At 68.8% G+C, this 18577-nt stretch carries 15 protein-coding genes; 11 read left to right on the top strand and 4 right to left on the bottom strand.

Annotated features, from left to right (window positions below; all coding sequences use genetic code 11):
• The first annotated feature begins 91 nt into the window (after positions 1-91).
• The 8 genes from pyrH (at position 92) to AC1DB1_RS08300 (ending at position 6711) form a co-directional block, all read left to right on the top strand.
• Positions 92-805: a UMP kinase gene (gene pyrH / locus AC1DB1_RS08335; protein WP_271178401.1), complete on the top strand. Its 714-nt coding sequence runs from the start codon at positions 92-94 to the stop codon at positions 803-805.
• A 65-nt stretch (positions 806-870) separates the two neighbouring features.
• Complete coding sequence (frr, locus tag AC1DB1_RS08330; protein ID WP_477200407.1) at positions 871-1425, top strand: ribosome recycling factor; 555 nt, start codon at positions 871-873, stop codon at positions 1423-1425.
• Positions 1426-1430: 5 nt separating this feature from the next.
• On the top strand, positions 1431-2423 hold the full coding sequence (locus AC1DB1_RS08325; RefSeq protein WP_477200406.1) for a phosphatidate cytidylyltransferase: 993 nt from the start codon (positions 1431-1433) through the stop codon (positions 2421-2423).
• Between the two features lie 12 nt (positions 2424-2435).
• The gene (locus AC1DB1_RS08320; protein WP_271178404.1) at positions 2436-2984 is read left to right on the top strand and encodes a DivIVA domain-containing protein; all 549 of its coding nucleotides are present in this window, start codon (positions 2436-2438) and stop codon (positions 2982-2984) included.
• A 135-nt stretch (positions 2985-3119) separates the two neighbouring features.
• Positions 3120-3761, top strand: coding sequence for an aggregation-promoting factor C-terminal-like domain-containing protein (locus AC1DB1_RS08315; protein ID WP_477200405.1), 642 nt, complete (start codon positions 3120-3122; stop codon positions 3759-3761).
• Positions 3762-3848: 87 nt separating this feature from the next.
• On the top strand, positions 3849-5591 hold the full coding sequence (locus tag AC1DB1_RS08310; RefSeq protein ID WP_477200404.1) for a cation:proton antiporter: 1743 nt from the start codon (positions 3849-3851) through the stop codon (positions 5589-5591).
• A gap of 65 nt (positions 5592-5656) precedes the next feature.
• Complete coding sequence (locus tag AC1DB1_RS08305; protein ID WP_271178407.1) at positions 5657-5959, top strand: hypothetical protein; 303 nt, start codon at positions 5657-5659, stop codon at positions 5957-5959.
• Between the two features lie 29 nt (positions 5960-5988).
• Positions 5989-6711: an alpha/beta hydrolase gene (locus tag AC1DB1_RS08300; protein ID WP_271178930.1), complete on the top strand. Its 723-nt coding sequence runs from the start codon at positions 5989-5991 to the stop codon at positions 6709-6711.
• Here the strand turns inward: AC1DB1_RS08300 and AC1DB1_RS08295 are convergent.
• Positions 6708-7745, bottom strand: a complete 1038-nt coding sequence (locus AC1DB1_RS08295; protein WP_271178408.1) for an AI-2E family transporter — start codon at positions 7743-7745, stop codon at positions 6708-6710. The genes AC1DB1_RS08300 and AC1DB1_RS08295 overlap by 4 nt on opposite strands.
• Positions 7746-7766: 21 nt before the next feature.
• Positions 7767-10403, bottom strand: a complete 2637-nt coding sequence (locus AC1DB1_RS08290; RefSeq protein ID WP_477200403.1) for a coiled-coil domain-containing protein — start codon at positions 10401-10403, stop codon at positions 7767-7769.
• Positions 10404-10606: 203 nt separating this feature from the next.
• Between AC1DB1_RS08290 and AC1DB1_RS08285 the strand changes: the two genes are divergently transcribed.
• Genes AC1DB1_RS08285 through AC1DB1_RS08275 form a run of 3 tightly spaced genes read left to right on the top strand, consistent with a single transcriptional unit; the run spans position 10607 to position 14307 of the window.
• On the top strand, positions 10607-12478 hold the full coding sequence (locus tag AC1DB1_RS08285) for a DUF8094 domain-containing protein (protein ID WP_477200402.1): 1872 nt from the start codon (positions 10607-10609) through the stop codon (positions 12476-12478).
• Complete coding sequence (locus tag AC1DB1_RS08280) at positions 12475-13458, top strand: tetratricopeptide repeat protein (RefSeq protein WP_477200401.1); 984 nt, start codon at positions 12475-12477, stop codon at positions 13456-13458. Before AC1DB1_RS08285 ends, AC1DB1_RS08280 begins: the two co-directional genes overlap by 4 nt.
• 60 nt (positions 13459-13518) lie before the next feature.
• Positions 13519-14307, top strand: a complete 789-nt coding sequence (locus tag AC1DB1_RS08275; RefSeq protein WP_477200400.1) for an SDR family oxidoreductase — start codon at positions 13519-13521, stop codon at positions 14305-14307.
• On the opposite strand, the gene glgB is transcribed toward AC1DB1_RS08275, so the two are convergent.
• Positions 14288-16498 (bottom strand): 1,4-alpha-glucan branching protein GlgB, encoded by a 2211-nt coding sequence (gene glgB, locus AC1DB1_RS08270; protein ID WP_271178413.1) that lies wholly within the window; start codon positions 16496-16498, stop codon positions 14288-14290. The genes AC1DB1_RS08275 and glgB overlap by 20 nt on opposite strands.
• Complete coding sequence (locus AC1DB1_RS08265) at positions 16498-18552, bottom strand: alpha-1,4-glucan--maltose-1-phosphate maltosyltransferase (protein WP_477200399.1); 2055 nt, start codon at positions 18550-18552, stop codon at positions 16498-16500. The genes glgB and AC1DB1_RS08265 overlap by 1 nt, the downstream gene beginning before the upstream one ends.
• Positions 18553-18577: the final 25 nt, after the last annotated feature.

Genomic DNA, 18577 nt, shown 5'->3' with positions numbered 1-18577 from the left:
CCGGACTCCTTTTCTGTGCGCTCGGTGGAGCGCTCGCGCTTCGCAACCACTACTTTTAACGAGATCGCCCAACGGAAGGACTCATACACGCATGTCGGAATCCAATAAGAGGCGCAGGGTCCTTCTCAAACTGTCCGGCGAGGCCTTCGGCGGCGGTCAGCTCGGAGTGAACCCCGATATCGTCAGCTCGATCGCCCGCGAGATCGCCCAGGCGGCCAGCGACGTCGAGGTCGCGATCGTCGTCGGAGGGGGCAACTTCTTCCGCGGCGCCGAGCTCTCGCAGCGCGGCATGGACCGCGGTCGTGCGGACTACATGGGCATGCTCGGCACGGTCATGAACGCGCTCGCCCTGCAGGACTTCCTCGAGCAGGCCGGCGCCGAGACGCGCGTGCAGTCCGCCATTGCGATGACCCAGGTGGCCGAGCCGTACATCCCGCGCCGCGCGGAGCGGCACCTCGAGAAGGGGCGGGTCGTCATCTTCGGTGCCGGCGCCGGCCTTCCGTACTTCTCGACCGACACGGTCGCCGCCCAGCGCGCGCTCGAGATCGAGGCCGACGTGGTGCTCGTGGCCAAGAACGGTGTCGACGGCATGTACGACGACGACCCCCGCACCAACCCGGATGCGCGCAAGATCGAGCAGATCAGCCACCAGGAGGCGCTGCAGCAGAACCTCAAGGCGGTGGACTCCACCGCGCTCAGCCTCTGCATGGACAACGGGATGCCCATGCGCATCTTCGGCATCGAGCCGGCCGGGAACGTCACGGCCGCCATCCTCGGCGCCGAGATCGGCACTCTGCTCGGCTAGCCGGGCGGGCTGCGCAGCCACGCGGCTCTAGACTAGAAACCGATTCACCGACTGAAGGAGAGACCGTGATCGCGGATGTGATTTCCGACGCCACCCAGCGCATGAGCAAGACCGTGGAGGCGGCGAAGGACGACTTCAGCACGGTGAGCGCGGGCCGCGCGAACCCGGCCCTCTTCCAGAAGGTCCTGGTCGACTACTACGGCTCTCCGACGCCCCTCAACCAGCTCGCCGGTCTGCAGAACCCCGAGGCGCGCGTGCTGCTCGTCACGCCGTACGACAAGTCGGCGCTGAAGGAGATCGAGAAGGCGATCGTCAACATGCCGAACCTGTCGGCGAACGTCGGCAACGACGGTGAGATCGTGCGCGTCACCCTGCCCGAGCTCACCGAGGACCGCCGTAAGGACTTCGTCAAGCTCGTGCGCAGCAAGGGCGAGGACGCCAAGGTCGCGATCCGCAACATCCGCCGCAAGGCCAAAGACGATCTCGACGCGCTCAAGAGCGAGGTCGGCGACGACGACGTGGCCCGCGGCGAGAAAGAGCTGGAGAACGTCACGCGCACGCACGTCGAGGCTGTCGACGAGGCTCTCAAGCGCAAGGAAGCCGAACTCCTCGAGGTTTAGGCACCATGACCAACGGCACCTCTGGCGAACCGGACGACCCGGTCCAGCCGCGCCGCGGCAGGCCGGGATCGAAGGCGGAGTTCCGCGCTCAGGTTCAGGCCACCCGGGCCGATCTGGAACGACAGGTCCAGGCCCGCAAGGCTCAGCTCGATGCGACGAACGAGCGCATCGAAGCCCGCACCGGGCGCAACCTGATCCTCGCCATCCTGATCGGCGTCGGCGCCGGCGCGCTGCTGCTGATCAGCCTGATCTTCATCAAGCAGCTCTTCCTCGTGTTCGGCATCGGCATCGCGGCGTTCGCGTCGTTCGAACTCACGCAGGCGTTCCGCAGTGCAGGGCGGCTCGTGCCGCGCATCCCGACCATCGTCGCGGCGGTGGCCATCGCACCGGCCGCGTACTACTTCCATGCGGGAGGCCAGCTCGTCTCGCTGTCGGCCGGCATCCTGCTGGTGTGGATCTGGCGACTCATCGAGGAGGCTGCGCGCCCAGCGAAGGTGGGGCGCGCGCAGCTGGTGCGCGACCTGGGCTCGTCGGCCCTCGTGCAGCTCTACGTCGTGCTGCTCGCGAGCTTCGCGATGCTGCTGCTCGCCGAGGACCGCGGCGAGTGGTGGGTGCTGGCGTTCATCATCCTGGTGGTGGCCGTCGACACCGGGGCCTATGCGAGCGGGCTGTCGTTCGGCAAGCACCCGATGGCGCCGACGATCAGCCCGAAGAAGACCTGGGAGGGCTTCGCCGGAGCGGCGGTCACCAGCGTGGTCGCCGGCATCCTGCTCTCGCTGTTCATGATCGAGCGTCCGTGGTGGTTCGGCATCGTCTTCGGCATCGTGATCCTGTTGAGCGCGACCCTCGGCGACCTCGCCGAGTCCCTCATCAAACGGGACCTGGGCATCAAGGATATGAGCTCGTGGCTGCCAGGGCACGGCGGCTTCCTCGACCGGCTCGACTCGATTCTGCCGTCTGCGGCCGTCACCTACGCGCTCTTCCTCATCTTCGGATGACAGAATGGGGGAGTGAGTACCTTCCCCCGTGCCCGGAAGTCGAAGCTCGGTTACGACACCGCGCAGGTCGACGAGTTCCTGCAGACCGCCCGTCTCGCCTATGACGGCGACGCCTCCGACAAGGATGCGCTGACCTCGGCGGACATCCGGCATACCGCATTCGGCATGGAGAAGGGCGGCTACTCGACCACGCATGTCGACGCCGCCCTCGAGCGGTTGGAGGACGCCTTCGCCGCACGCGAGCGCGAGGCCGCCCGCGCGGCTGCGGGTGAGGCCGCCTGGTTCGAGGAGGCGCGCACGACGGCCCAGGTCGTGCTGAACCGACTCGACCGGCCGATCGGGCAGCGTTTCGACCGCGCGAGCGTCTTCACCTATGGCTACAACCGCACGGATGTCGACCGATTCTCGTCGCGCTTGGTGAAATATTTCCAGGACGGGAAGCCGATGAGCGTCGAAGAGGTGCGCACCGTGACGTTCCGCCCGCAGCGCGGCGGATACAAGGAGATCCAGGTCGATCTGCTGCTCGACAGCGTGACGGATGTGATGCTGGCTGTTCGCTGAAAGTGGGAGGCTCGTCTTGGCGATGCGTGATTTGTTCGTTATGGTCTTGTGATCGTGGGTAGACGAGTAGCAGAGTCAGAGATTGTTCCCCTGACTCCGGCCAACCCGGTCGGCGTCACGGTAAGGCGACCCCATGTGCGATCGCAGGCCGTGCTGTGGGGTTTCGCCTTCACAGCCGCCGTCGGATTCGCGCTGGTGAACGTCGTCGATCCCTACTCGGGTTCCGCGGCGACGCCGGCCTACGCCGACACGGTCCAGAGCACGTCGCGCTACGGCGACGCTCCCGTGCAGACGCTCGCGGCCACCGGCTCGTACACCACCTCGGTCACCCGCGAGGCGATCTCGGTGAAAGAGAAGCCGAAGCCCAAGCCGCCTCCGCCCCCGGCTCCCGCCGCGACCGATTCCGGCAGCAGCGACAGCTCGGACAGCGGCGACAGTGCCGGCAGCAGCGCTCCCGCCGCCGGCACTCCCGACCCCGGATCGGCTCAGGCGGCCGGCTATGCCGCGGTCAAGGCGCACGGTTGGGGCGACAGCGAGTACAACTGCCTGGTCTCCCTATGGAACCGCGAGTCCGGCTGGAACGTGTACGCCTACAACGCCGGCAGCGGCGCCTACGGCATCCCGCAGGCACTGCCCGGAAGCAAGATGGCCTCCGCCGGCCCTGACTGGCAGACCAACGCCGCTACGCAGATCGCGTGGGGTCTGGGCTACATCCAGGGTCGTTACGGCACTCCGTGCGGCGCCTGGGGGCACTCCGAGAGCGCCGGCTGGTACTGACGCCCGCCCGAAGAGTCGACTCTTTCTGACGCAGGCCTGAAACGCAACCCCCGCGTCCGGATCATTCGCCCGCGGTAGCGTTGTCGCATGGAGTACGCACTCATCGGAGTGATCGGCATCGTCGTGCTGGTCGGGGTGTCCGTGTTCTCCAAGCAGCTCGGGATCGCGACACCGGTGGTGCTGGTCGTGGTCGGCGTTGCGATCTCGTTCCTGCCGATCCTTCCGACCTCGTTCGAGGTCCCTCCGTGGGTCATCCTGACGATCGTTCTGCCGCCGTTGCTCTATTCGGCGGCGATCCAAGTGCCGCTGATGGACTTCCGGCGCAACATCGGGACGATCTCGGTCCTCTCGGTCGTCCTGGTCGTTGTCACCGCGTTCGTCATCGGCTTCATCCTGTACGCGATCCTGCCGGATCTCGATCTCGCGGCCGGAATCGCGCTGGGGGCGGTCGTGAGCCCGACCGACGCGGTTGCGGCCACGGCCATCGCCAAGCGACTCGGTCTGCCGACACGACTCGTGACCGTTCTCGAAGGCGAGAGCCTGGTCAATGACGCCTCCGCGCTCGTGCTGCTCAAGTCGGCCGTCGCCGCCACCGCCGCAACGGTGCACGTCGCCGCGGTCGCCGGTCAGTTCGCGCTGTCCGTGGTCATCGCCATCGCGATCGGCCTCGTGGTGGGCATCGTGACGGTCTTCCTCCGCTCGCGCCTCAACGACCCCGTGCTCGAGACAGCGATGTCGTTCGCCGTGCCGTTCATCGCCTACATCCCGGCGGAGAGCCTGGAGGCATCGGGGGTGCTCGCCGTGGTCGTCGCCGGCCTCTACACCGGCCACAACTCTGCACGGCGGTTCAGCGCCCAGGCGCGGATCGCCGAACGCCTGAACTGGCGCACCGTGCAGTTCCTCCTCGAGAACGGCGTCTTCCTCGTGATGGGCGTGCAGCTGAAGTCGATCATCAGCGGAGTGGAGACGCATCCGGCGGGACTCGACGTCTGGGGCTGCCTGGCGCTCGGTCTGCTGATCTGCGTGCTGCTGCTGGTCATCCGGGGGCTCTTCATCGTGCCGATCGTGCTGGGCCTGCGCGCCAGCCAGCGCCGGGCGGAGCAGATCGGCGACCGCGTCTCCGACGGCCTCGACAAGATGAACGACCGCCCGGAGCCGAGCACGGAGCGCGACAGGCGACGCTGGTCCCGTCTGCGGCGCTATCTCGAACGGCGCTCCGCCGACATCACCGAGATGCAGGATGCGTCGATCGGCTGGCGCGGAGGCGCGGTGCTGACCTGGGCTGGGATGCGCGGCGTCGTCACCCTCGCCGCCGCTCAGACGCTGCCGCGCGGGACCCCGTACTCGTTCCAGCTCATCCTGATCGCGTTCGTCGTCGCGCTCGTCACGCTCCTCGTCCAGGGCGGGACCCTTCCGTTGGTCATCCGGCTCCTGAAGGTGACGGGCTCGGATGCCGCGGCCGATCGCCGCGAGCTGGCGGGCCTGCTGGAAGAGATGAGCGAGGCGGGCCTCGGCGCGCTCGAGAACCCCGACGTCGGCCTCCCCGAGGGCGAGGTGCTCGACGAGGACGTCGTGGAGCGGGTGCGGCAAGACACGCTGCTGCGTGTCGAGGCCGAATGGGAGCGGGTGGAACGCGAGGAAGGCGAGAAGGAGAAGGCCGGCCCGCACGAGCAGTACCGGGCGCTGCGGTCGCTGGTGCTCGATGCCGAGCGCGACGCGCTGCTGGAGGCGCGAAGCCGCGGCAACTACCCGTCGCGCATCCTGACCAAGGCGCAGACGATGCTCGACTTCGACGAATCGCGGATGGCGCAGCGCGAGAGCGATGCGTAGGCGGATGTCGCACGACGCGTAGCCGATGACGGATGTGTCACCACAGCCGTGTCTAGACTGGTGTGATGCCGCGCAGCAATCGTCCCCGAGGCCGTCAGGGCCACGGCCGCGATGATGACGAGGCCCTCGACCTCTCGCGCATCATGACCGGCTGGCGCCGCACCGAGGTGCGCCGCGGCATCGCGTGGAACGTGCAGCCCGTGTCGACGGTGCAGGCGCAGAAGAGCTACGTGTGCCCCGGCTGCGGTCAGGACATCTCTCCCGGGGTCGCCCATCTCGTGGCCTGGCGCGCCGACGGGGTGATGGGCGACGCGGCCGACATCGCGGCACGCCGGCACTGGCACTCCCATTGCTGGAAGATCAGCTGAGCAGAAGGACGCACGTGACCACTGAGCCCATCGAGATCCGGGGGAGCGTCGAGCTGCCCGCACGGCGCGAAGACATCGAGCTGCACACCCGCGACGGCCTGACGCTCGTCGGCGAACTGGCGTCGCCGCTCGACCGCGCGCCGGTCGCGACCCTGGTGACACTGCACCCGCTGCCGACCGGCGGCGGCTTCATGGACTCGCACATCCTGCGCAAGGCGGCGGCGCGTCTGCCCGCCCTCGCCGACATCGCCGTGCTCCGCTTCAACACGCGGGGGACGGCGTCGCCACGGGGGACGAGCGAAGGCCGGTTCTCCCACGGCATCGAGGAGCGCTACGACGTCGAGGCCGCCATGCAGTTCGTCGCGGAGCGCGGCCTGCCGCATCCGTGGCTCGTCGGGTGGTCGTTCGGCACCGAGCTCGCCCTGATGTACGGGCGCGGCTTCCCGGTCGACGGTGTCATCCTGCTGTCGCCCCCGCTGCATCGTGCGAAGCCCGAGCACCTGGCCGCCTGGGCGGGCGACCCCCGGCCGATCGTGGCGCTCATCCCCGAGCACGACGACTACCTGAAGCCGGATGCGGCAGCCGAGGCGTTCGCGCCGCTCCCGCAGATCGAGCTCGTCGATGTCGAGGGCGGCAAGCACCTCTGGGTGGGGGAGAACCAGACCAGGCGCGTGCTGAGCGAGATCGTCGAACGCGTCAATCCGTCGGCGCTGCCCCTTCCGGGCGAATGGCGTGACGGGACGGCGGTCTAGAGCTCGTTCTGGCGGGGGATGACGACCTGCTTGATGATGAGCAGGATGCCCGCCGCGAACGGGATGGCGATCAGGGCGCCGAGGATTCCGAGGAGCGTGCCGCCGGCGAGGGCGGCGACCACGACCAGGGCACCCGGCACGGAGACCGCGCGGTTCATGATGCGCGGGCTCAGCACGTACGCCTCGACCTGCATGTAGATGATGTAGTAGATGCCGGCGGTGATGGCCGTCGCCGGCCCGGCGAGCAGGCAGACCGCGGTGATGATGACGGAGCCCGTGATGGTGCCCACCAGCGGGATCAGTGAGAAGAAGAAGGCGATCGACGCGAGCAGGATCGGGAACTTCGCGCCGATGATGGTGAGGAAGATCGCGCTCAGGATGCCGTTGATGAGAGCCAAGGAGACCTGGCCCATGACGTACTTGCCGACGGAGTCGGTGATCTGGTCGCCGAGGTCGGAGAACCGGGCACGCTTCGACGCGGGGACCAGCTGGTACGAAGCACGCTTGATGCTCGGCAGCGAAGCGGTGAAGTAGATCGTCAGGATGATCACGATCAGGGCGCCGAACACGCCGCTGACGATGCCGACGCCGGTGGCCAGCACGGTCGAGGTGATGTTCGGCAGGTTCTTCTGCAGCCACTGCGTGACCGCGTCGAAGTTCTGCTGATTGACGATGCCGGGGAACTGATGCTGCAGATCGGTGTACCACTGCTGCGCCTTGCCCTCATTGACCCAGGTGACGATTCCGTTGATCAACTGGGTGAGCTGGTCGACGGCGACCGGCACGATCGCCCAGATCAGGCCGGCGAGCGCGCCGAGGATGACGACCAGCGTGATGACCAGGGCCGACCAGCGCGGGAACTTGTGGCGTTCGAGGAACGAGATCAGCGGCTCGATGCCGAGCGCGATGAAGAGCGCTGCGCCGATGTACGTGATGATCGTCGCCAGGTTCACGACGGAGGTGAGGATCAGAATCCCGACGCCGACGCCCAGTGTTCCGATGAGGCCGACCCTGAACGGGTTCTGGATCTTCATGCGGCCCCCTGGTTACGAACGTCAGTTGCTATCGGCGGAGACCTTCTCCGCCTGCTGCAGCACTCCTCGAAGGTTCTCGAAGTATCCCGCAACGGCTTCGCGCTCAATCCTAATCTGCGCCAGGCGTTCTTCCGCGTCCGCCACGAGGCGTTCGGTGCGCTCCTCGGCCTCTGCGACGAGCCCGGCAGCGCGCTCCTCGGCGTCGGCGACGATCTTCGCCGCCGTGGCCTCGGCGTCTTTGCGGGCCGACTTGACCGTGTTGCGGGCCTCGGTCTCGAAGGTGTCCGCCTCGGTGCGCGCCTGCGTGGTGCGCTTGACCGCCTCGGCCAGCTGCTGGTTGGCCTCGTCGAGGTACTTCTGGGTCTGGGCCACCGCCTCCTGGTGGCGACTCAGGTAATCCTTCTCCGCCTCGTCGCGCCGTGCCTTGAGTTCGACGTCGAGGTCGATGCGGGCCTGCTCGATCTCGCGGGTCTTCGCCTCGACGGCCTCGAGGGTCTGCGTGCGCAGCGTCGAGAGTTCCGCGTCGAGCGCCGCTCGTGCCTGGGCCGCCTCCTGCTCGAAGGCGCTGCGGAGCTCCGCGAGCTCGGCCTCGAGCGCCGTCGTGGCTTCGGCCACCTCTGCGGCGAGCTTCGCCCGTGCCTCGGTGGTTTCGCGCTCGAGGGCGATGCGGGCCCGCTCCGTGTCGTCGGCGAGGGCGACACGCGTCTCCTCCGCCTCTTTCTCGAGAGCGACGCGCTGCTGCTCAGCGTCGTTCGCGAGCGTGTCGGCGGTCGACTGCCGCTGGTCGGCGAGGTCGACGGCCGTGCGCCGCACGTCTTCGGCGAGTGTCGCCTGGGTGCGCTCGATCTCTTCGGCCAGCGACGACTTGGTCTGCTCGACCTCGGCGGCGAGGGCGGACTTGGTCTGCTCGACCTCGGCCTCCAGTGCCGAGCGGGTGCTCGTCACGTCGTTCTCGAGGGTCGACGTCGTCTGCTCGACCTCGGCGGCGAGGGCGGACTTGGTCTGCTCGACCTCGGTCGCGAGGGCGGACTTGGTCTGCTCGACCTCGGTCGCGAGGGCGGACTTGGTCTGCTCGACCTCGGTCGCGAGAGCGGACCTCGTCTGCTCGACCTCGGCGGCGAGCTGCGCCTTCGTGCTCTCCACCTCGGCCGCGAGGACGCTCCGTTCGCGGGCGACCTCGTCGGCGAGGCTGCTGCGGGTGCGGTCGACCTCCGCGGCGAGATCGGCACGCAGCTGCGCTGCCTCCGCGCTCAGGTCGCGGCTCTGTCGTTCGGCAGCAGCGGCGAGCTCCGCCCTGGTCTGCTCGACCTCGGCGGCCAGGCTGCTCGCGGTCTGCTCGCGGTCGGCGGCGAGGGACGCTGCGGTCGCGGTGCGCTCGGCCTCGAGCTCCGCGCGCGTGCGGGTCGCCTCGTCGCTGAGGGCGGTGCGGGTCTGGATCGCCTCGTCGGCCAGCGCCGTGCGGGTCTGGACCGCCTCGTCGGCGAGGGCGCTCGTGGTGGTGGCGACCTCGTCTGCGAGTTCGCTCTTGGTGCGGGTCACCTCGTCGGCGAGGGCGCTCGTGGTGGTGGCGACCTCGTCTGCGAGTTCGCTCTTGGTGCGCGTGACCTCGTCTGCGAGAGCGGACTGGGTCTGCTCCACATCGGCAGCGAGGCTGTTCCTGGTCTGCTCGACCTCGAAGGCGAGCGCCTTCTTCGTCTGCTCGACCTCGGTCTCGAGCGCCTGCCGGGCGCTCCTGGTCTCATTTTCGAGGTCGGCACGGGTCTGCGCCGCCTCGGACGCGAGTGCGACGCGCTGGCGCTCGACCTCGTCGGCGAGGTCGGCGCGGGCCTGCGCCGCTTCGGCCGCGAGCTCGTTGCGAGTGCGCACGCTCTCGGCCTCGAGGGAATCGTTCGTCTCCGCGACCTTCTTGGCCAGCTCGAGTCGCGTCTGCTCGGACTCGCGCTCGAACGCGGCGCGATCGTCGGCGAAGGCGTTGGCGAGCTCGGCCCGTCTTGTCTCGATCTCGCGGTCCAGCTGCGCGGCCTCGGCGCGGGCGGCTTCGGCCTCGCGCGTGGCCACGGCCTTGAGCTCCGCCGCCTCCCGGTCCGCCTCGGCGCGCACAGCGGCCGACTCGCGCTTGCTCGTCGCACGCACCTCCGCGGCCTCGGTGGCCACAGCACCGCGGATCGCAGCCGCTTCGCGCAGCGCATCCGTGACGAGGGTCTCTCTGTCGGTGTTCGCCTTCGCCAGTACCTCGGCCGCCGCGATCTGCGCGTCCTCGAGGGCCGTCGTCGCGCGGGCGCGGGCGTCGGCGAGCACCCGTTCGGCCTGCTGCGCGGCCGTCGACTTGATCTTGTCGACCTCCGCCGCGACGCCGTTGCGGAGCTTCTCGGCATCGATGTCGGCCTGGGCGATCAGGCGGGTCGACTGCTCCTCGGCCACCCGCAGCGTGTTTTCGAGCTTCGTTCCGAGACCGGAGAACGTGGGGCTCCCGACCTCTTCGATCTCGGCGTTGAGCTCCTCGACGCGCACCTGGAGCCGCTTGATCTCCTTGGCGGAATCGGCAGCCTGGGTGTTCGACTTGATCAGCTCGCGCCGCAGGTCTTGGACGGCCTTGTCGACCTCGTCCTTGTCGTATCCGCGGAAGACCTGTGTGAAGTTCGAATCGTCGGTGGCCACTGTTGTCTCTCCTGAAGTCCGAGGCGTGCACGCCACGTGGCTGCCGCACCGCCCCAATCCTACATTTCGAGCCCGACAGCTGCATCGGGGCCCTGTCGGGACCGCGACTGTCCAGGCAATCGTTAGGAGCCTCCCAGGGTGGTCGACTATCGTGTACTGACTGTGCCCGCCGGGCGTCCCGGGGCAACACAGAAGGAGCTTGTTTGCGTTTCGTACTCGCCATCGTCGCGTTCGTCGTGGCGGCCGTCATGATCGCTGTCGGCATCGCCCAGCGCACGGTGTTCGCACCACCCTCCCAGGTGGCCGTCTCCACGACCGTCTCGGGCGACCCCCGGTACATCGTCATCGACGGTACTGTGCTCAACGCGCATCCGGGCCAGCAGACGATGTCGGTCACCGGAGGCAGTGGTGACAAGCAGGTCGTCGCGTACGGCCGCACCGCCGATGTGACGGCATGGCTGGGCGATCAGGATTACACCCGGCTCACCCTGAACACCGCGAACGGCACCATCACGACCAAGAAGGTGACGCCGTCCGACCAGGGCGACGGCGGCTCGGGATCGACGAGCACCGCCACCCCTGCGCCGACGGCGACACCGTCCGCGACGCCGAGCGCGTCCGCCGACACCTCGGCCAAGGCGGCGGTGACGCCAGGACCCAACCCGGCCGGCTCCGATCTCTGGCTCGAGGAGTTCGACGGCGACGACGCGAAGCTGACCCGGATGAACGTGCCCGACAGCATCAGCGTCATCGTGGCCGCAGACGGCACGCAGCCGGCGCCGAACACCGTGCGCGTCGTCTGGCCGCTCGACACGAGCACCCCGTGGGCCGGTCCGCTGATCGTCGGCGGGCTCGGACTGCTTGTCGTCGGCCTCGCCCTCTACCTCTGGGGGCTCTATTCGCTGCGCAAGTCGCGCGGCCCACGACGCAAGGGAGGAGGCGGCCCCAAGATGCCGAAGCTTCCCAAGGCGCCCCGATACAAGCCGTCCAAGGCCATCGAGGCCACCCCGAAGGGCCGGCGCTCGACCCGGCGCGCGCTCATCGCCGTTCCGGTCGTGCTCGTCGGCGCGCTCGGACTGACCGGCTGCACCTCCGAGTTCTGGTCGCAGTCCTCGGCATCGGCCGTACCGACGGCCAGCCCGATCACGACGGACCTGCCCAAGGCCAAAGACGTGATGCCCCCGAGCGTCACCGTGCCGCAGCTGGAGCGCATCATGAAGCGCATCTCCGCCACTACGACCCAGGCGGACGCGAAGCGCGACGCCACACTGCTCGCGACCCGCTTCTCGGGCCCGGCGCTCGAACTGCGCAAGGCCAACTACACGATCCGCACCAACAAGTCCGACGTCCCCGCGCTGCCCGCCATCTCGGCGGGGCCGCTCGCCGTGTCGTTGCCCCAGTCCACGGACACCTGGCCGCGCGTGGTGATGACCGTCGTGAAGCCGGCGCAGACGACGCAGGCGCCGATCGCGCTCACGCTCGTGCAGCAGACCGCTCGCAGCAACTACCAGGTGAGCTACGCGGTGTCGCTCGAGCCCAAGGCCAAGGTGCCGGACCTCGCGCCGGCCAGCATCGGCGCAGCGGTCGTGCCGCCGGACTCCAAGCTGCTCAAGCTGGCTCCCAACCAGGTGGCCGCTGCCTACGCCGACATCCTGGTGAACGGTGACAAGAGCAAGTACGCGCCCGATTTCGAGGCGACCGGCGACACCCTGCGCGGCGTGGTCGGCCAGGCCTACAAGGCCAAGGCGCTCGCGAATCTCGAGAAGACGGCGTCGCTGAAGTTCTCGCACGCGGTGGGGTCGACCCCGCCGACGGCGATGGCCACCAACGACTCGGGCGCCATCGTCTGGACGAGCCTCACCGAGACGGAGTCGCTCCGCGTCGTGGAGGCGGGGGCCGAGGTCGGCGCCGGTCCCACGTCCGCGGCCCTCTCGGGCGTGACGATGTCGAAGACGGGCATCGACACCACCTACGGCTACCAGCTGGCGTTCTACGTACCGAAGGCCGGCTCCGACTCGAAGATCACCCTCCTGGGCTTCGCTCAGGGCCTCGTCGCAGCGAAGGAAGTCAAATGAGCCAGATTCCGCCGAACGCCGCCAGCCTGCGCGGTGCCGTCGACCTGACATCGCTCGTCAACCGGGCCATGACGTCAGGGCAGACACCCGCAGCGGGGGCGGCGGACGCCGGCGCTCCCGACGGGGTCGTCGCCCTGCCGAGCCTGTACTTCGAGGGCACCGACGCCAACTTCAACGACTTCCTCGACCTGTCGATGACGGTTCCTGTCGTCGTCGACCTCCGTGCTGACTGGGCGGAGCCGAGTGCGCAGCTGTCTGCGGTGCTCGACCGGGTCGTCAAGGACTACGACGGCCGTTTGGTGCTCGTGCGTATCGACGTCGACGCGAACCCCCAGCTCGTCCAGGCGTTCCAGGCGCAGTCCGTGCCCGCGGTCGCGGCCGTCATCGGCGGCCGGCCCGTCCAGCTGTTCTCGGGCGCCGTGCCCGAGGCGCAGGTGCGCGACGTGTTCGAGCAGCTGCTGCAGCTCGCCGCCCAGAACGGCGTGACCGGACGTGCAGCGGTCGAGGGCGATCCCGCCGCCTCCGACGATCCGGATGCCGCTCCCGCCGAGCCCGTCGCCGAGCCGCTTCCCCCGCACCACGCGGAGGCGTACGAGGCCATCGAGCGCGGTGACTACGCGACCGCGATCGCCGAGTACAAGACCGCCATCGCGCAGGACCCGCGCGACACCATGGCCGTTGCCGGCCTCGCTCAGGTGAGCCTGCTCGACCGTCTCGACGGTAAGTCGATGGACGAGATCCGTTCCGCAGCGGCCGAAGACCCGCGCGACGTCGATGCCCAGCTGCTCGTCGCCGACCTCGACCTCTCCGGCGGCCACGTGGAAGACGCATTCGACCGTCTGCTCACCCTGTTCCCGACGCTCGACGCTGCGGGCAGGGAAGTGGTGCGTACGCGCATCCTGGACTATTTCGAGATTGTCGGTGTGGACGACCCTCGCGTCGTGAAGGCGCGGGCTAGGCTGGCGTCGCTGCTGTACTGAGCGGGCCTCCACCGGCCGCGCGGCGGCACTGTTCCCAACCGACCCGCCGGGAGGCTGCCAATGCCGCGCGTTCTCGTCGTGGGTGGCACCGGGCTCGCGGGCCGGGCTGTCACCGCTGAGGCCATCGAACGAGGCCACGACGTCGTCGTGGCGAGCCGTCGTGTCCCCGATGACGACGCGCCCGCGTACGTTCCCGGCGCCGACTACCGTTTCGCCGACCTCGTGACGGGCGACGGTCTCGAGGAGGTCCTCGAGGGCGCCGACGTGCTCGTCGACGCATCGAACGGCGGCGGTCGCGCCGCGAGCCACGTCTTCGCCTCCGGCTCGCAGAACCTGCTGCACACCGCTGCGCGGTTCGGCGTGCGGCAGGCGGTACTGCTCTCGATCGTCAATGTCGACCGGTCCGCCTACCCGTACTACCGTGCGAAGGCCGCCCAGGAGCGCAACTACCAGGAGTCGCCGATCGAGACGCGCATCGTGCGGGCGACCCAGTTCCACGATTTCATCACCGCATTCTTCCAACGCGGTTCCCGCCTCGGGGTCATCCCGGCGCCGACGAAGATCAGCTTCCAGCCCATCGCGGTCGGCGACGTCGCGCGCGTCCTCGTCGACGCGGCGGAAGGACACGGCGCTCCGAACGCGACCAGGAGCATCGGCGGCCCCGAGATCCGAACGGCCCGCGAGCTCGCGGGGGAGTGGAAGTCGGTGACGGGAGGGCGCGGCGCCATCGTCGGCCTCCGCGTCGGCGGACCGCTCGGTGCCACCTGGCGCGCCGGCGAGAACCTCGTCCCCGCCGACGCGCTCGACGGCGTCACCTACCGCGACTGGCTCAGTTCGTCCGTGGCTTGAGCCACAGCGCGCCGAGCGGCGGCAGCGTCACGGTGGCTGATGCGGGGCGACCCGCCCAGGGCTCGTCCACGGCCGTCACCGCGCCGAAGTTGCCGACGCCCGACCCGCCGTACAGCTCGGCGTCGGTGTTGAGCAGCTCTTCCCACTCGCCGGCGAACGGCAGGCCCACCCGGTAGTCCGTGTGCGGGTTGCCGGAGAAGTTCAGCAGAACCGCGATCGGGTTGCCGTCCTTGTCCTTGCGAAGGAAGGCGACCACGTTGCCGGCGGCATCCGAGCCGTCGATCCACTCGAATCCGGACGAATCATTGTCGAGCGCCCACAGGGCCGGATTGGCCTTGTAGGTGGCGTTCAACTGGGCGACCAGGTCCCACAGGCCGCGGTGCGCCGGCTGGTCGAGAATCCACCAGTCGAGCCCGCGCTCCTCGCTCCACTCCGACGGCTGACCGAACTCCTGGCCCATGAACAGCAACTGCTTGCCCGGGTGCGCCCACATGAAGGCGAGGAACGCACGGACGTTCGCCAGCTGCTGCCAGTGGTCGCCCGGCATCTTGCCCAGCAGCGAGCCCTTGCCGTGCACGACCTCGTCGTGGCTGATCGGCAGCAGGAAGTTCTCGCTGAACGCGTAGACGAACGAGAAGGTGATCTCGCTGTGGTGGTAGCTGCGGTACATCGGGTCCTCGTGGATGTACTGGAGCGCGTCGTGCATCCAGCCCATGTTCCATTTGAAGCCGAAGCCGAGCCCCCCGCTGGAGGTGGGCGCCGTGACGCCGGCCCAGCTCGTCGACTCCTCGGCGATCATCACGGTGCCGGGATTGCGCTTGTACGAAGTGGCGGTGACCTCCTGGAGGAAGCTGATCGCCTCGAGGTTCTCGCGCCCTCCGTGGATGTTCGGCAGCCATTCGCCGTCTTCGCGCGAGTAGTCGAGGTACAGCATCGAAGCGACGGCGTCGACCCGGAGGCCGTCCACGTGGAACTCCTCGAGCCAGTACAGCGCGTTGGCGACGAGGAAGTTGCGCACCTGCGAATTGCCGAAGTCGAAGACGAGGGTGCCCCAGTCCTTCTGCTCGCCACGGCGGGGGTCGCCGTGCTCGTAGAGAGGCTGTCCGTCGAAGCGCGCGAGGGCCCACTCGTCTTTCGGGAAGTGCCCGGGGACCCAGTCCATGATCACGCCGATGCCCGCCTGGTGCAGCCGGTCGATCAGGTAGCGCAGGTCGTCGGGGGAGCCGAAGCGGCTCGTCGGCGCGTAGTAGCCGGTGACCTGATAGCCCCAGGAGCCGCCGAACGGATGCTCGGACAGCGGCAGGAACTCGACGTGCGTGTAGCCGAGGGCTCCGACGTAGTCGATCAGCTGGTCGGCGGCCTCGCGGTAGCCGATGCCCGGCCGCCAGCTGCCGAGGTGCAGTTCGTAGACGCTCATCGGCCCGTTGTGCACGTCGTGCGCCGCGCGGTCGGCCATCCAGCCGCCATCGCCCCAGTGGTATCCGCTCTCGGTGACGACGGATGCCGTGGCCGGCGGGGTCTCCGCGGCCCGCGCCATCGGGTCGGCGCGCCGCACCCACTGGCCGTCCTGGCCGAGCAGGTCGAACTTGTAGATGGAGCCGGCGCCGATGCCGGGGACGAAGAGCTCCCACACGCCGGTCGGGCCCATGTTGCGCATCGCGTGCTGGGTGCCGTCCCAGTCGTTGAGGTCGCCCACGAGCCGCACGGCCCTGGCATGCGGAGCCCAGACCGTGAACGCCGTGCCGCGCACGCCGTCGACCTCGCGCACGTGCGCGCCCAGGGCCGACCAGAGCTGCTCGTGGCGGCCCTCGCCGATCAGGTGCAGGTCGAGGTCGCCGATGGTCGGCGGGAACCGGTACGGATCTTCTGCCGTCCAGACGCTGCCGTCGGGGTAGCGGGCCTCCACGGTGTAGCCGTCGGCGCCGATGATGTCGATGCCCTGCCAGATGCCGTGGGCGAGGTGCGCGAGTTCGATGTGCGCGCCGGTCGACAGCACCGCAGAGACCGCGCTCGCCAGCGGACGCAGCGTGCGGATCACGGTGATCCGGTCGGCGACGCCGGGCGCGCTCACCGCATGCTGGCCGAGCACGGAGTGCGGGTCGTGATAGCTGCCCGTCGCGACGGCGAACAGCAGGGCGTCGTCGAGGGCGGGGAGGTCGACCGCAGCGGCGCCTTCGGGGATCGGGGTCATCAGGGGCCCACCTTCACACTCAGGATGTGCACGGGCTCGGTGAACGCGTCGAGGCGTACGTAGTTGTCCGCTCCCCAGGTCCACCTCGCTCCGGTCACGATGTCTTTGACTTCGAACGAGGTTCCCGGCTCCACGCCGAATGCCGCGACGTCGAGGTGCACGATCGTCTCGCGCACGGAATGCGGATCGACGTTCGCCACGACGATGATCGCGTCGGCCTTGCCGCTGCGCGTGAACTGTCCGGCCAGGTACTTGGAGTAGACGAGGATCGAGTCGTCGTCACTCCCGTGCACGGTCAGATTGCGCAGCTGGCGGAGCGCTGCGTGCTCGCTGCGCGCGCGATTGAGCATCGTCAGATACGGCGCAAGCGAGCGGCCTGCCGTCTGGGCCTTGGCGTAGTCGCGGGGACGGTACTCGTACTTCTCGTTGTCGATGTACTCCTCGGCGCCGGCACGGGCCACGTTCTCGAAGAGCTCGAAGCCCGAGTAGACGCCCCAGGTCGGCGAAGCCGTCGCGGCGATCGCCGCGCGGATCTTGAAGGCCGCCGGTCCGCCGAACTGCAGGTACTCCGTGAGGATGTCGGGCGTGTTCACGAACAGGTTCGGCCGCAGGAAGTCGGCGGTCTCGTGGGCGAGGCCGTCGAGGAACTCCTCGAGCTCCTCCTTCGTGTTGCGCCAGGTGAAGTAGGTGTACGACTGCTGGAAGCCGGCCTTGGCCAGCGTGTGCAGGATCGCGGGGCGGGTGAACGCCTCGGCGAGGAACACCACATCCGGGTACTCGGCGTTGACGGTGTGGATGAGCCACTCCCAGAACGCGATCGGCTTGGTGTGCGGGTTGTCGACGCGGAAGATCCGCACCCCCAGCGAGATCCAGTACCGCACGATGCGCAGCACCTCGGTGCGCAGGCCGATCGGATCGTTGTCGAAGTTGATCGGGTAGATGTCCTGATACTTCTTGGGAGGGTTCTCCGCGTATGCGATCGAGCCGTCGGGCAGGGTCGTGAACCACTCGGGATGCTCGGTGACCCACGGGTGGTCCGGTGCCGCCTGCAACGCCAGGTCGAGAGCGATCTCGAGACCGGACTGCTTGGCCTTGCCCACGAAGTAGACGAAGTCCTTCTCGGTGCCGAGGTCGGGGTGGATCGCGTCGTGGCCGCCCTCGGCGCTGCCGATCGCCCACGGGGAGCCCGGGTCGTTCGGGCCGGCCTCGAGCGTGTTGTTCGGGCCTTTGCGGAAGTCGTGACCGATCGGATGGATCGGAGGGAGGTAGACGACGTCGAAGCCCATGGCGGCGACCTCGGGCAGGCGCTTGGCCGCGGTGCGGAAGGTACCCGACTTCCAGGAGCCGTCCGGAAGCTTCTTCGCACCCTCGGAGCGGGGGAAGAACTCGTACCAGCTGCCGACGCCGGCGCGGGTGCGTTCGACGAGCACGGAGCGGGTGGCGGAGAGGGTGGGCAGGCTCACCACGGGGCGTGCCTGGAGGATGGCCGCGATGCGGGTGTCCGTCGCGGCGGTGAGTCGCTCCTCGGTGCTGCGGTTCGTGTCTCCGACCACCTTCGCGCTCTCCGAGAGGTGCCGGCGCTCGGCCGTACTGCGCCGCTTGTCGGTCGACGCGCGCACCAGGAGCTCGTGGCCGATGGTGAACATGAGCTCGACGTCGACGCCGGCCGGGATCTTCAGCTCGGCGTTGTGCTTCCAGGTCGCGTACTCGTCGGCGTAGGCCTGGATGCGGTAGCGCCAGAGACCCTCGGCCTCGAGCTGCACCAGCGCCTCCCAGCGGTCCGTGCCAGGGGCGACCGGACGCATGCGGTGCTCGGTCTGCTCGCCCGACGGGTCGAGCAGGAGCAGATCGACCCCGATCAGATCGTGTCCCTCGCGGAACGCGGTCGCCTGGAACGGCACCACTTCACCGCTGAACGCGGTGGCGGGCCAGAGGCCCTCGTCCACCTGCGGTGAGAGCTTCAGGATGGGTATCCGGCCGATGAGCGGCGTGATCTCGGACTCCTCGGCCGGCCGCTCGACGGATGCTGCAGTACTCGTTGCGCTCTTTGCCACATCCCGACCGTACACGCATTAGCCC

Source organism: Leifsonia sp. 10N434, from assembly GCF_056394405.1.
The sequence above is the reverse complement of the archived record's forward strand: the minus strand, read 5'-3'. Positions and strand labels throughout refer to the sequence as shown.

What these genes read in the sequence shown, in the direction of transcription:
- pyrH (WP_271178401.1), top strand. Translation starts at nt 92, where the DNA reads ATGTCGGAATCCAATAAGAGGCGCAGGGTCCTTCTCAAACTGTCCGGC.
- AC1DB1_RS08325 (WP_477200406.1), top strand. Translation starts at nt 1,431, where the DNA reads ATGACCAACGGCACCTCTGGCGAACCGGACGACCCGGTCCAGCCGCGC.
- AC1DB1_RS08310 (WP_477200404.1), top strand. Translation starts at nt 3,849, where the DNA reads ATGGAGTACGCACTCATCGGAGTGATCGGCATCGTCGTGCTGGTCGGG.
- AC1DB1_RS08305 (WP_271178407.1), top strand. Translation starts at nt 5,657, where the DNA reads ATGCCGCGCAGCAATCGTCCCCGAGGCCGTCAGGGCCACGGCCGCGAT.
- AC1DB1_RS08295 (WP_271178408.1), bottom strand. Translation starts at nt 7,745, where the DNA reads ATGAAGATCCAGAACCCGTTCAGGGTCGGCCTCATCGGAACACTGGGC.
- AC1DB1_RS08280 (WP_477200401.1), top strand. Translation starts at nt 12,475, where the DNA reads ATGAGCCAGATTCCGCCGAACGCCGCCAGCCTGCGCGGTGCCGTCGAC.
- AC1DB1_RS08275 (WP_477200400.1), top strand. Translation starts at nt 13,519, where the DNA reads ATGCCGCGCGTTCTCGTCGTGGGTGGCACCGGGCTCGCGGGCCGGGCT.
- glgB (WP_271178413.1), bottom strand. Translation starts at nt 16,498, where the DNA reads ATGACCCCGATCCCCGAAGGCGCCGCTGCGGTCGACCTCCCCGCCCTC.